The following is a 260-nucleotide window of genomic DNA, read 5'->3' on the forward strand; positions in this document are numbered from 1 at the left end:
GGCCGAGCGCACGGTCGATCGGCTCTGGACTGTCGTCGGCAATCTGCTCGACGCCTTCACCCCAACCGAGTGCGCAAACTACTTCGCTGCCGCCGGTTACGATCCGGAGTAGGTGGAAACCGCTCTAGAGCTTCACCCGATCAAGTTGGGTCAAAGGCATCGTAGCCTGCGGCCATCAGGTAGTTACGGCATTCGTCCGGTGTGAAGCGGCCGAAGGCTTGCTTGATGGTGTCGGAGAGGTCTGCGAGCGTGCGAGCAGC

General features: G+C 61.5%; 2 pseudogenes. One reads left to right on the plus strand and one right to left on the minus strand.

What is annotated here, in order from left to right:
- Window positions 1-112 (plus strand): annotated as a pseudogene (locus J7U37_RS25030) (IS630 family transposase); the annotation flags it as partial.
- A gap of 28 nt (window positions 113-140) precedes the next feature.
- On the opposite strand, the pseudogene J7U37_RS25035 reads toward J7U37_RS25030, so the two are convergent.
- A pseudogene (locus J7U37_RS25035) lies at window positions 141-260 on the minus strand (IS630 family transposase); the annotation flags it as partial.

This window comes from Methylobacterium sp. 37f, assembly GCF_023093475.1.
Lineage (GTDB): Bacteria > Pseudomonadota > Alphaproteobacteria > Rhizobiales > Beijerinckiaceae > Methylobacterium.